Consider the following 12744-nt stretch of genomic DNA (forward strand, 5'->3'; position numbering starts at 1 on the left):
TTAGGCAAGCTCAGCGGGCGGGAGTGGGAGAAAGCTCTCGCGGCGTGAGGACACCGGCATAGCGCGCGCAGAGACCGCGGAAGTCGGCCTCTGCTTCCTCCTCGGTGCGCTCGAAGAACTGCACCCGGTGGCCGGGGCCGATCTGGCCGAGGCGATGCATGTCCGCCGCAATGACCGACAGGACGCGGGGGTAGCCGCCGGTCGTCTGGGCGTCCGGGCCAAGGATAATCGGCAGGCCTGATGGCGGCAGTTGCACCGTACCGGGATGAACGGGCGCGCTAGCGATTTCGCTCCTGTCGAGGGCCAGCGCCTCAGCCTCGAGCGGCACGCCCATCCGGCTGAGCTGCCGCGAGGCCGTGAACGGTTTGCTGAACAAGCCTCGTTGGGCCGCGCGCGGGAGCGCACTGAACTCCGGCGAGCGGGTCACACGGATGATATGGCTCTGCGCGAAACGCGGCAGGAGGTCCGATGGAAGGTCCCGTGTCGTGCTCTGATTTGACCCGACCTCAAGAACGTCGCCTTCCCGCAGCGCCCTCCCCGCGAACCCGCCGAGCGATGCTGGCAGGTAGGTGGACGCTGAAGCCATGACCTCAGCCGCCTCAAAGCCTCCCGCCACAGCGAGATAAACCCGGAACCCGGCAGAAACGGAACCGATGCTCAGCTTACTGTTTTTCTTGAGGAGGAGCGCTTGACCGAGCCCAGCTGGCTGACCATCGACGGCCAACTCCGCTTGCCCTCCGGTCACAGCGAGCGCCACATCCTGCTGGGCTTCGAACGCCGCGCCACCCATCGGGATTTCAAGAACAGGATTACCGAATCCATTCCCGCACAGATGATTTGCCAGCGTAGCGCTCAGCTGGTCTGCAGGCCCTGACCACGGCACGCCCACATGCCGGAAGCCGATGCGCGGATAGGCCTGAAGAATGCTCTGTGGCCCCGGTTTCAAAACGCGCAGGCTCATAGGGGTTTGAACCTCACACGCATTCCAGCCTTCAGCGTAAAAGGCTCCTCCGCTTGCGGATCGAAGAGCGTAAGCTCTGTTCGGCCGATGATGTTCCATCCTCCCGGCCCCGGCAAGGAATAGATCCCGCTCAGCGCTCCGCCAATCCCTACCGATCCCGCAGCCACCCGAGGCCGAGGCTGCGCCCGCCGGGGTGTCGCCAGCGCCTCGTTGAGGCCCTCAAGATAGGCGAAGCCGGGAAGGAAACCCACGACGGAAACAGTGTAGACGGAGCTTGTGTGCATCGCGATGATATCAGCCTCGGCCACGCCAGCCCGCTCCGCAACCACCGCAAGGTCAGGCCCCGCCTCTCCGCCGTAGCGGACCGGAATGATGATGTCGCCGCCAGCTTGGGGTGCCTCACTCGGAGAGAAAGAAGCGAGCTGCTGGGCCAACAGCTCCTCGGCCTGCGCTAGGCTCAATCCTGCGGGATCGAACAGCACCGCGACGCTCTCAAGGCCCGCCACCACATCCAGCCACGGGTCCCTGCGAAGATGCTCCGCCAGCGCGCGTGCGGTTTGAGCTCCGTCAACAGAAACCGTCAGTGCACGGTCCGATAGTCGTTCAAGCGCCAATTCAGGCATACGGCGAGCCAATCGCGAACCCGGCACGCGTCAACGCCTCATGGATAGCGCGCGCTGCCTCTGCAGCACCTGGCGTGTCGCCATGAAGGCAGAGGGTTTGCGCGGAGATCACGAGCCCGCCCCCGCTTGCTGTCTTGACGGCATCACCGCGCGCCAGAGCAACGGCCTGCTCGATCCGCGCGTCGGCATCGTCGAGAACCGAGCCAGCTTCTGCTCGCGGCTGAAGGAAGCCTTCATCTGTGTACCGTCTATCAACGAAGCCTTCGCGGATGAAGGCGAGCCCTCTGACCTTCGCGGCCTCCTTCATCGCCGAACCAGCGAGCCCGACAAGCGCCAAGCCCTCCGGCACTGCTGCCACCACAGCGTCGGCAATCGTCCGGTCCTTCGCCGCATCATTGTAGAGCGCGCCATGAGGCTTCACGTGGGTCAGCGCTACGCCTTCTTCCTTCGCAAGCGCAAGCAACAAATCGATCTGCTCACGAAGCGTCCGGGTAAGCTCCTCCGCCTCCATCGCCATGCTCTTCCGGCCGAAATGCTCGTGATCAGGATAGGATGGGTGTGCGCCCGCACTGACACCGTGTGCCTTCGCCAGCCGCAGGGCCGCGCGCATGGAGGCCTCATCACCGGCATGGCCACCGCAAGCAATGTTGCAGCTCGAAAGGTAGGGCATCATCGCGGCGTCAGACGGCATGCCCTCGCCAAGGTCCGCATTGAGATCAATCTTCATGGCCAGACGCCCAGCGCCCTCGCCACACCGCGTAAGCCGAGAAAGAGCGTGAGGAGGAAGACGGCGCCGCCAAGAGCATTGGGAACTGCGCCATTCGTATACGCACCAAGAATGGCCTTCCTGTTCATTAGGACAAGGAGAAACCCTGCCACCAGCGGCAGCAGCACCCCATTCGCAGCCTGTGCCAGGACGATGATCGCCTCGGGCCGCGCGCCGAGCATCGCCACCCCCGTCCCAAACGCCAGCACGCTGAGCGCTGCAGGCCGGAACAGCGCCTCACGCCCTGTGAGCTCTGCGGCGACGTAGCCCGCAGCCATGGGCGCTGTGATCGCTGAGCTGAGCCCAGCAGCCAGAAGCCCCGCGCCGATCAAAAATCGGCTTCCCGCCCCGAACGCAGGCTCCAGCGCAACGACGAGACCGGACGCACCGCCTTCTCCTCCGCCTACGGACGCCACCAGCAGGATCGAAGCGGAAACGACACCGCCCAAGAGGATCGCCAGCACCGTGTCGGCGCGCGCATCTTTCACGGCTGTCTCGCCCTGCCAACGCCGCTTGGCCGCGCTCGCATGGAGGAAGAGGTTGTAAGGCACGATCGTCGTCCCGATGAGCGCCATCAGTATCAGGAGGCTGCCCTCAGGCATTCTTGGCACCAAGCCTGCCGCAATGTCCCCGATCCCGGGCCTGACGATGCCGAGCGCCAGGAGAAAAGCGAGGCTCATCAGGATCACAATACCGATCAGCACACGTTCAATATGGCGGTAGGCTCCAAGAAGAAGCAGCGCCCCTGCGACAATCGCCATTGCAGCAATACCAATCCGCCGCGCATCAAAACCCAGCGCCTCCATCCCAAGAGCCGCGCCCGCCAGATTGCCCCCTTGGTAGGCAGCGTTGCCGATGAGGATCGCCGCACCGACCAACGCAAAGGCCGCCGCACGTGAAACTTTCCCCGTCACCCCCTCACGGATCGCCTCGCCAAGGCCACGCCGAGCACCCACACCAAGCCTTGCCGCCATTTCCTGCAGCACGATCGTCGCGCCAATCGCAAAGATCAGCACCCAGAGGAGTGACGTCCCAAACTCCTGCCCAGCGAGAACGCAGGTCGTCACCGTGCCCGGCCCGATAAAGGCCGCAGCAACAAGGGCGCCTGGTCCGATCTTCAGCTTCATAGGGTCCGCCTGCTGCAACGCTCGGGCGAGCCTAGGGCCCACCGCGCGCGGCCGCAACGGCGTCAGTCGGTGAGCAGCTTGCCCTTGCGCGCTTCAAGCACCTCGCGCCCCGCGACCTTGCCGATCACCTTGCCCTCCCAGGCCCAGCGCTGGTCATGCCGGGCGAAGAGCACGCCGTCCGTCTCGGCCAGAACTTCGGAAGGCTCACCGCCAAGGGGCGGCACAATCTCAGCCAGGACATCACCCGTCCGAACCGTATCACCGAGCCGCGCCTTGTAGACGATCAGACCCTCCGCAGGCGAACGAAGCTGCTGCATGGCCCGCAAGGGGTGCGCATCACAGAGCAGCCGCGGTACGGCTCCCTCTTCACCTGCCACCAGCCCACGGCGGGTCAGGAACCTTAAAAGCGCCGAGGCATCACGCCGCGCATCCTCCGCAGACACACTATTGTTGGACCTCAGCTCCACCGTCGCCGAAAGGCAAGCCTGCAGGATCGGCTTGTCCGGGAACGCCGCCCCTAGCTTCACCCAAGCATGGCCGTTGGACTCATCAAAAGGCTCACCGCCGCTCTCATCGGAAAGGAGCACAGCACGCGCATCAAGCTCCGCCGCCAGATCCTTAGCGTCGGGCCAGTTCACCGTGCCAGTATAGAGGTGAAGCTGTGCCTCATTATCAGCATGCACATCAAGCACGATGTCGGAGTCGCAGCTTTCAAGAAACAGCGCCTTCTGCATCGTCTCATAGGCGTCGGCAGGCTCGATCGCGGCAACCTTCTTCCGCATCGCCTTCCTGATGATCCGGACATTCTCATCCGCGTCATCGCCGAGCTTGCCGGAGACCTTCTCCTGCACCAGCGCACAAAGATCAGGGTACCCACGGTTAAAGTTACGGTCCGTCGCCTCGTCCACCCGGCCCACAAGATAGCCGCCCTTTGTCTGGCTGAGGCCAATCGGATTGCAGACAGGCACCAGGACGATCTCGCCGAGGATCTCGCCCCTCGCCGCCTTCTCCTCCAGCGCCTCGCGCAGGCGCCGCAACACCAGCATCCCCGGCAGCTCATCAGCATGGAGCCCCGCCTGGATGTAGGCCTTGGGACGCGCACCGGGCTCGCCAAACCGCCACATCTCGATAGGCGGGTAGCTCTTTCCTCCAGAGGAAGGCAGCTCATGGGTCTCGCGGTTCACAGGGGATGGAGTGCTCATCGCGTGTTCCTTCGTGGCTGGCGCTGGCATGGGCACACCGGGAGCTAGCGCGCAAGTGCTTCGGAAACGTGACAGGCCGGCGCTTGACCGATAGGGCTTCGCATCCGCAGCATATTCTTGCGCGAGGGCCTCGGATCACGCACGAGCCCTGCGCCGCCTGCTGCAGGTGAGAGCGTAGCCGTCTTTGAGGGAAAGAAGAGCATGAAAGTCATCCGCACCAGGGTTTATGTGGGCCCGAACGTCTATGAGACCGAGCCGGTCGTGCGCATGGCCATGGATTTCTCGGCCCGACGCGATCTCAAGCTCTCCTCCTACCCCAAGAGCGCGGCCGAAGAGCTTCTCGATCTCCTACCCGAGCTCAACAACCGGACCTCTGCCGATGGCCGCAATGTCGGCGAGCTCCTCCTCTCCGGTGACTGTCATCTCGGAGATGTGATGGCGTGGACGGCCCTCGGCCTCCAGCGTCAGGCAGGCGCCAAGGCGGAGATCGCCCGCTACCTCCCCGGCGAGAAGGATGACGAAGGCGATGTCCTGTTCGGCTACCTCTCCCGCTCCACCGGTGTCGAGGCAGGTGAGCTCGCCCGTCAGATCATCCTTGAGCTGATCGATCCCATCCCCGGCAAGCCCTTCCCGATCAAGGACGAGATCGCCGACTATAAGGACTTTGCCAGCCGCCGGGTCCTTGGCCCCTCGGGTCAGGCCCTCGTCGAAGCCGCCGACGCGCGCGGCATCCCGTGGCTCCGCCTCAACGATCAGAGCCTGATCCAGCTCGGCCACGGCAAGTACCAGAAGCGCATCGAAGCGGCCCTCACCTCCGAGACGAGCTGCATCTCCGTCGATATCGCCAAGGACAAGGAAGTCTCGATCCAGCTCCTCCGCGATCTCGGCCTTCCGGTGCCTGAACAGGAATATGCCCGCAGCGCCAAAGCTGCCGTGGATCTCGCCCACGATATCGGCTTCCCGGTGGTCGTGAAGCCTGTCGACGGCAATCATGGACGCGGCGTCGGTATCAATCTGCGTACTGATGACGAAGTGCGCGAGGCGTTTGACATCGCAGCTGGCCAAGGCTCGGGCGTGATCGTTGAGAGCATGATCGAAGGCGAGGACCACCGCATCCTCGTCATCGACGGCAAGCTCGTCGCAGCAGCAAAGCGCATGCCTGCCCACGTTGTCGGCGATGGCCGCTCCACGATCAGTGAGCTGATCACAGAGGTCAACAAGGACCCCCGCCGCGGCGCAGGCCACGAAAACATGCTCACCCGCCTCGAGCTCGGCAAGCGCGAGATCGAAGTAATGGGCGAAGCGGGCCATAGTCCCGACAGCGTTCCCGGCGAGGGCGAGATCGTCTTCCTCAGGAAGACCGCGAACCTCTCCACTGGCGGCACGGCGATTGACGTCACCGATACGATCCACCCGGACAATCAGCGCATGGCCGAGCGCGCCATCAAGGCCGTCGGCCTCGACATTGGCGGCGTCGACTTCCTGACCACCGACATCACCCGCAGCTACCGCGAGACCGGCGGCGCGATCTGCGAGATCAATGCAGGGCCCGGCATCCGCATGCACATCGCCCCCTCCGAGGGCGAGCCCCGCGACGTGGGCGGCGCGGTCATGGACATGCTGTTTCCCGGCGATGCGCCAAGCGCCATTCCGATCGCTGCCCTCACGGGCACCAATGGCAAGACGACCACGGCCCGCATGCTCTCCCACGTCCTCAAAATGGCAGGCTCCGTTGTCGGCCAGACCTCGACGGACGCGGTGATGATCGACGGCAATGTTTCCATGAAAGGCGACATGACCGGACCCGTCAGTGCACGCATGGTCCTGCGCGACCCTGACGTCGACATGGCGGTGATGGAAACAGCGCGCGGCGGCATCGTCCGCGCAGGGCTCGGCTACCGCTACTGCGACGTCGGCGCGGTCCTGAACGTCAGCTCGGACCATTTGGGCCTTGGCGGCGTCGATACGCTCGACGACCTTGCGAGGGTCAAGCGCCTCGTGGTGGAGGTCGCGAGGGACACAGCCGTTCTGAACGCAGACAATATCTACACGCTGCAGATGGCCGCCCATACCCCGGCCAAGAATATCTGCTACGTCACCATGAATCCGAACAACAAGATCGTCCGTGAGCATATCAAGCTCGGCAAGCGGGCCTTCGTCCTGGAAGAGGGTGCGAACGGCCAGCAGATCATGCTTTATGACCGCGAGGTCGCAACGCCGCTCATCTGGACCCATCTCATCCCCGCGACCCTCGAAGGCAAGGCCCGGCACAATGTCGAGAACGCGATGTTCGCCGCCGCCATGGCCTACGCGCTGGGGCTCAGCCTCGACCAGATCCGATCAGGCCTCAGGACCTTCAACAACAGCTTCTACCAGTCGCCGGGCCGCATGAACGTCTTTGACGAGCACGGCTTCCGGGTCATCCTCGACTATGGCCACAACGAAGCCGCCATCTCTTCGATGGTCGATCTTGTCAGCCAGCTCGACACACGCGGCAAGCGCATCGTCTGCGCCACCTGCCCGGGCGACCGCCGTGACGAGGACATCCGCGCCATCGGCGAGGCCATCGCGGGCAAGTTCGACACCTACCTCCTGCACACCGACGACGACCTGAGGGGCCGCGAAAAGGGCGCCATTCAGGAAATCATGGCTGAGGAGCTGCGCAAGCACGGCGTCTCCCCTGACGCGATCCACATCATGGACTCAGAGGAGCAGTCGGTCTCCGAAGGCCTCCAGCGGGCCGAGCGTGACGACCTCGTCCTGATGTTCTGCGGCGGCATTACCCGCGCCTGGAAGCAGATCACCAAGTTCGAGAGCCCCCACCGCCACACCGAAGAGGGTGACACGGTTGCGCAAAAAAACCTCGCCGCGGAAATAGACGTGCCCGACGGTTACACCATAGTCTCGGACGAAAGGGGCGTCAGGCTCGCGCCCCTCTCCTGACCAAAGAACCGAGCCAAGGTGAAACTGCATGCCCCTCCGATCGTTCGCGAAGCCGTCCAAGAAGGCGGCCAATCTCAAATACGCGATCATCGGCGGGCGGCTCGAGGACGATAACCGCAGGGTCTACCGCGAGATGCGGCGGCTCTGCGGTGGCCGTATCCTGATCTTCCCCACCGCTTCCTCGGAACCTGTCGAGGTCGGCGAGGAGACCCTCGAGGTCTTCCAGAGCCACGGCTTTCAGGCCGAGGTGATGATGGTCACCGAGGACAATGGCCCGATGACGGTCCACGACCCGGCCCTCATCGCCAAGGTCGAGGAGTACGGCTCGGTCTACTTCACCGGCGGGGACCAGTCCAAGCTCCTCGCGGCCCTCAAGCCCGGCGGCATCGACAGCCCGCTCCTGAAAGCCATCCGCAAGGCCCATTCCGAGGGCGGCCTCCTCGCAGGCTCCTCCGCAGGCGCTGCCATGATGTCCGATCCGATGATCGTCGGCGGCACATCCTACGAGGCGATGTTCCACGGGTACACGGACAATGAGGAAGAGCCCGGCCTTCTTCTTGGCAGGGGCATGGGCTTCTTCCCCCACGGCCTCGTGGACCAGCACGTCATCAAGCGCGGCCGCCTCGCCCGCATGGTCGTCGCCATGGCCCATGCCAAGGTGAAGCGCGCCTTCGGCGTCGACGAGAACACGGCGATGGTCATCGACGGCCAGCGCGGTCAGGTCGTCGGCGAGTATGGCGTCTTCTTCCTCGACACCCGCGATGCCAAGCTCGACCCCGAGAGCAAGGTCTATGACGACGTGAAGCTCTCCTACGTCGACGACGGAGACAGCTTCACCCTCCCCGGCTTCGTCGTCCAGCCGTCGGAAGCCAAGCGCCGTGTACGGAAGACTGAGATCGCCTACCGCGCACCCGCAAGATCCCAGCGCAACGCCTTCGGCGCCTACGCCATCTACGACCTGATTGCCCGCATCGTCCTCGGCGATCAGACCACCTACGCCTCGGACACGCTCTCCGTCATCGACCCCAAGACCAAGGCGATGGCCAGCGCCACCATCCGGCGCAAGAAAGGCGTCAGCCGCTGCCTCATCGCAGACCTCGATGACGGCATCCGCATGACGGCCTTGAACCTCAGGCTCTGGCTCGACCTCAAGCCGGCAACGGATGAGCTGATGGAAAGCCGTGAGAAGCGCGGCATACGAACCTTTGGCATGGACCTTAACGAGCGGTCGCGGATCATCCTCCTGGGCTCCTCTCCTCTTTATACAGAGAAACGAGACCAGCAGGAGATCATCAGCCTGATCGGGCAAGGCCCTGTCGGCATCTTCGCAGCCGCATCCGCCGAAGCCCGCCGCACGGCGCAGGACCATGTCGACTTCTTCCGCGACCACGGTGTCGAAGCCGTCGACCTCGGCATCACCATCGACAATGTCGACTACGCCGAGAAGAACCCGTCCCTCCTCCACCAGATCGAGGACTCCAAGGCCCTCTTCCTCTGCGGCGGCAACCAGATCCGCCTCGTGGAGACCCTCCTTCACCGCGGCGAGGAGAGCGCGGTTCTCCGCTCCATCGCACGCGCCTACGCCAATGGCGCCACCATCGTCGCCTCGTCGGGTGCCGTCTCTGCCCTCAGCAGGCTGATGATCGCGGGCGGATCCTCTTATGAGGCGATGCGCTACGGCGTAGCCTCGGACCTCGGCCATGAGGGCCTCGTCATCCAGGAAGGCGTTGGCCTTCTGGCCGCTGGCGTTGCTGACCAGAACATCATCTCCGGCCGTAGGCTCGGTCGCCTCATCATTGCCTGTGCGGAGGAAAACGAGCCCTTCGGCATCGGCGTCTGCGACGAAAGCGCTGTCATCGCACAAAAGTCAGGCTACGAACTGACTGCCTCTGGCCGCTACGGCTTCGTCCTCGTCGATACCCGCGCCTCGGCCTTCCACAACGGCCAGGACGGCTTCGTCGCCAAAGACGTCCGCATCCAGATGTTCGGCCCGGGCGATAAGGTGAACCTCACCTCCGAACACGTCGAACGCCTCAGCTCCGAACGCGCCTCGGCAGAGGTCTTCGACCGCCTCCTAGACCAGATCCGCCGCGAAGGCATCGACCTCGGCCACATGGAAAAAATGGGCGCAGAACCCTCCAAACGCCACGCCATCCGCATGCGCCTCAACAGGGACACCCCGCTGTCGGCCACCCTCGACCTCGAATGCTCGAGGGAAGAGCACGATGCCTAGCCATCTAGTCGTATTATTACTCAAGAAAGTCATAAGCTTACCCTGAATGTTCTTGAGCGGGATGATGTCTTGCTGCAGTTCCTGCTGCAGGCGCCTGTTTCGCCTGTGTGAACTCTTCTTCTTTTCGTGTATGTAACCATTCATTAACCTCTAGGCAGGGCAGGTTGCAGGCACGGAAGATCAGGGACTGGGCGTTGGCATTCGGCGTCGTGGGGCTCGCCATGAGCTTAGCGGCGCTCGACTTCTTCGGCATGAGCGCCGCCAGTGAGCGTCAGAGCGACTCGAACTTTCAGTCGATCGACGATGCGCTGACCTTTTGGCGCGACCCGGCGGATCAAGCGGTGACGGACTCTGTTCTCATCGTCGAGTTCACCAATCGCGCGCCGGTTGGTCCGGATGACGCGCTCCTCGAGCCTCAAGCGCACACCTTTCAAACGGCGGGTTGGCCGCTTCCGATCACGACGTTCGATGAACTGTTGAAGACGGCGATGGCCGACGGGGCTAGATCGCTTTTCCTCGACGTTATTCTCGGCGTTCCGCGCAAGTCGGAAGAGGCCGATTTCTGCCTCTTTGCCCACCGGTTGGCCGAGGCGGGAAACATCGACGTTGAGTTCAACGGACTCCTGCTGAAGACGCTGTATCGCACGCCGCGAGTCGGTGGCGGGGCTTTCAACCCCAGCTGCCTCACGGTCGGCGAAGAGTTTGATCTGGCTCAGTACGTGATCACGCCAGACTCCCGGCAGGGCCAGACCATGTCCAAGGTCGAGGAAATCATGGACTATGGAGGTCTACCGGTCTTCATCGGCGCCTCCGTTTCTTATCTCAGCTTCGAACGCACACTCAAAGACATAGGCGAGGATACGAGCATTCTCAGCGAACAGCGACGGATCTCGACCCTCCAGCAACAGATCCTGGACCAGGTGGCAGTCCTTGTTTCCGTGGACACCTACCGTCAGCCTGAGAATGGTTATGTTCTCTTCCCCCAGAATGCCTATGTGAGCCCTGCACTCGCGATGGCCTATGCTCAGTGTCAGGACGATGATTGGTCAGGACCCTGCCATGCTGCCGAACCGCTCTCGAAAAACGGAGGCTCACGGACCCCGCCTCACTACATAGGTTGGGACGGTCAGGCCGCAAAAGCAGCAGGCATCGGCGATTGCGTGGCTGGGCCGCTGCGGCTTCATAAGGCGTTGGCGACCCTGCTTTACGGAATGATCCCCAACACAGAAGCCGGCAATCGCGTCCGTGAGACAACGTGTCGGCGTTTTGAAACCGTCTCGCTTGCCTGCGTGATGGACGGCTCCTGTAGGTCGCCTGGTCAGCTCACGGATCGTCACCTCTTTTTCGGCACCAGTCTCAACGTTCTTGGTGACCAATTCACCGTGCCGGTTCGCGGTGTTGTGCCGGGCGTTGATATTCACGCCACCTCTTTTGACGGCCTACTCAGAAAGATCAGCCCAAAGAGTGTACCGGGGAAAGACGGGAGCAACTTGAGGTTTTTCGGGGCAATTCTCCTCACCTTTGTCCTGTCTTACCTGCTCCGCAAGCTTCGCCGGCGTGCCCAGGGGGACGAACCCCGCGGCCTCGACCCAATCCCAGCGTTCGCTTGGCTGTTCTCCTCCATCCCGGTGATCACCGCCTGCAAGCTCGGGATCGTGCTGGCGACGTTCACGGGTGCGCTCGGAGTCGGCGTCGGTTTCTCCGCCCTCGCTAGCCTTCCTTCGTCTATCGAATACATCGACGTCGCAAGGATATTGCCCGAGCTTCTTGCTGCAGCTTTCCTCCTTATACTAACCTTCCTATTGGCCGCTGCAGCTCAGCGTCTCCATAGCGAAGCCAAACCAATCAGCACGCCCGCCCTGACACGTCGAGGCATGGAGCCATCTCGCATCCTGCGCATCCTCGTCCAGGCGTCTGTTCTGACCTCGCTGATCGCCATGCTCCTTGTTCCGCTCTTCGCCGGGTCAGAGAACCTGGGGCAGAATCCTTTCGGTGCTCCGATTTATTCTGTAGGCGTATCGCTCACGCTAGGTGCGCTCGCCATCCTCTTCCTCATCGGGCAAGAGCTTTGGGGGAACATCAGCATCAGGAAGCGAGAACTTTCCTGGGTGACGCAGGGAGAGCCGAAAGATGCCGACCGGTTCTTCGATTTCCTTGATGAAGTCAGGATGAACATCGCTGAGCGCCTCCACTATAATGGCGTTCATCTCTTCGCGCTTGCCGCGCTCATTGCCCTGACCTTCACGATCGCCAAACTTGTTGCGGACTGGCGAGGGTTGCCGCCATCGAACATGTTCGGGTTCTTCTTTTGTATCGTCGCGGTCTATTGGATCACTTTCAGGGAACGCGTTCAGCCAGACTTCCGCCTCGGTTCGTCTGCACTCCGCAGGCAGAACACGCCCGCTCCGGTGAATGATCCGGGCACCGCTCAGCTTCCAAACTCAATTCCGCTCAAGGAGACAGGCACATGATTACGTCCTTTCTGGTTGCCACCACACTGGCCCTCACATCGGATGCCTCCACTGAAGTTGTGATCAACTACGTCAACAGAAAAGGCAAAGTGAGCTGCTTGACGGAAGCGGGCACTCCGCTGGCCGGCATGACTGACCTCGGCCGCACTGATATGAAGAAGCTGTGTACTGCTGATTGTGCGACGAGCGCGCAGAAGGAAGCCAAGCCCTTCTACTTCCCAATCAAAGAGAAGGCCGGCGCCACAGACAGCTTTCCGAAGGGCATGGCACGGATAAAAATCAAAGACAGTGCTTGCTGGCTAGACCTCTCTCAAGTGCGTATAATGAAGATCAACGAGGGGCTGAAAGGCCGCGACATCGCCTGCGCAGCAGGCAGCACCGCTGCCTCCTTCGGCAGCCACAAGTGCGAAGGTTAATC

General features: G+C 62.7%; 9 protein-coding genes. 4 read left to right on the plus strand and 5 right to left on the minus strand.

Annotated features, from left to right (window positions below; translation table 11 throughout):
* Nucleotides 1-10 precede the first annotated feature (10 nt).
* The 5 genes from HK107_RS00310 to HK107_RS00330 form a co-directional block, all read right to left on the minus strand.
* Nucleotides 11-961, minus strand: coding sequence for a 5-oxoprolinase subunit C family protein (locus HK107_RS00310; protein WP_173195661.1), 951 nt, complete (start codon nucleotides 959-961; stop codon nucleotides 11-13).
* Nucleotides 958-1584, minus strand: coding sequence for a 5-oxoprolinase subunit PxpB (gene pxpB, locus HK107_RS00315; RefSeq protein WP_173195670.1), 627 nt, complete (start codon nucleotides 1582-1584; stop codon nucleotides 958-960). Before pxpB ends, HK107_RS00310 begins: the two co-directional genes overlap by 4 nt.
* A complete protein-coding gene (gene pxpA, locus HK107_RS00320) occupies nucleotides 1577-2311 on the minus strand; it encodes a 5-oxoprolinase subunit PxpA (RefSeq protein ID WP_173195672.1) in 735 nt (244 codons plus the stop codon). Before pxpA ends, pxpB begins: the two co-directional genes overlap by 8 nt.
* Nucleotides 2308-3477 carry an Nramp family divalent metal transporter gene (locus HK107_RS00325; RefSeq protein WP_173195674.1) on the minus strand — a complete coding sequence of 390 codons (1170 nt, stop codon included), beginning with the start codon at nucleotides 3475-3477 and terminating at the stop codon, nucleotides 2308-2310. Before HK107_RS00325 ends, pxpA begins: the two co-directional genes overlap by 4 nt.
* Nucleotides 3478-3539: 62 nt before the next feature.
* Nucleotides 3540-4679: a succinylglutamate desuccinylase/aspartoacylase family protein gene (locus HK107_RS00330; protein WP_173195676.1), complete on the minus strand. Its 1140-nt coding sequence runs from the start codon at nucleotides 4677-4679 to the stop codon at nucleotides 3540-3542.
* 201 nt (nucleotides 4680-4880) lie between these two features.
* On the opposite strand from HK107_RS00330, the gene cphA reads away from it, so the two are divergent.
* The 4 genes from cphA to HK107_RS00350 all read left to right on the plus strand — a co-directional run bounded on the left by cphA (nucleotide 4881) and on the right by HK107_RS00350 (nucleotide 12742).
* The gene (cphA, locus tag HK107_RS00335) at nucleotides 4881-7622 is read left to right on the plus strand and encodes a cyanophycin synthetase (RefSeq protein ID WP_173195678.1); all 2742 of its coding nucleotides are present in this window, start codon (nucleotides 4881-4883) and stop codon (nucleotides 7620-7622) included.
* A gap of 28 nt (nucleotides 7623-7650) precedes the next feature.
* Complete coding sequence (locus HK107_RS00340; RefSeq protein WP_173195680.1) at nucleotides 7651-9855, plus strand: cyanophycinase; 2205 nt, start codon at nucleotides 7651-7653, stop codon at nucleotides 9853-9855.
* Nucleotides 9856-10076: 221 nt separating this feature from the next.
* The gene (locus HK107_RS00345) at nucleotides 10077-12326 is read left to right on the plus strand and encodes a CHASE2 domain-containing protein (RefSeq protein WP_173195682.1); all 2250 of its coding nucleotides are present in this window, start codon (nucleotides 10077-10079) and stop codon (nucleotides 12324-12326) included.
* On the plus strand, nucleotides 12323-12742 hold the full coding sequence (locus HK107_RS00350; protein WP_173195684.1) for a hypothetical protein: 420 nt from the start codon (nucleotides 12323-12325) through the stop codon (nucleotides 12740-12742). The genes HK107_RS00345 and HK107_RS00350 overlap by 4 nt, the downstream gene beginning before the upstream one ends.
* Nucleotides 12743-12744: the final 2 nt, after the last annotated feature.

Origin of the sequence: Parvularcula mediterranea, assembly GCF_013085255.1 — a bacterium.
Taxonomy (GTDB): domain Bacteria; phylum Pseudomonadota; class Alphaproteobacteria; order Caulobacterales; family Parvularculaceae; genus Parvularcula; species Parvularcula mediterranea.

Coding starts and splice junctions, on each gene's coding strand:
- HK107_RS00310 (WP_173195661.1), bottom strand. CDS start 961: ATGAGCCTGCGCGTTTTGAAACCGGGGCCACAGAGCATTCTTCAGGCC.
- pxpB (WP_173195670.1), bottom strand. CDS start 1,584: ATGCCTGAATTGGCGCTTGAACGACTATCGGACCGTGCACTGACGGTT.
- pxpA (WP_173195672.1), bottom strand. CDS start 2,311: ATGAAGATTGATCTCAATGCGGACCTTGGCGAGGGCATGCCGTCTGAC.
- HK107_RS00325 (WP_173195674.1), bottom strand. CDS start 3,477: ATGAAGCTGAAGATCGGACCAGGCGCCCTTGTTGCTGCGGCCTTTATC.
- HK107_RS00330 (WP_173195676.1), bottom strand. CDS start 4,679: ATGAGCACTCCATCCCCTGTGAACCGCGAGACCCATGAGCTGCCTTCC.
- cphA (WP_173195678.1), top strand. CDS start 4,881: ATGAAAGTCATCCGCACCAGGGTTTATGTGGGCCCGAACGTCTATGAG.
- HK107_RS00340 (WP_173195680.1), top strand. CDS start 7,651: ATGCCCCTCCGATCGTTCGCGAAGCCGTCCAAGAAGGCGGCCAATCTC.
- HK107_RS00345 (WP_173195682.1), top strand. CDS start 10,077: ATGAGCTTAGCGGCGCTCGACTTCTTCGGCATGAGCGCCGCCAGTGAG.
- HK107_RS00350 (WP_173195684.1), top strand. CDS start 12,323: ATGATTACGTCCTTTCTGGTTGCCACCACACTGGCCCTCACATCGGAT.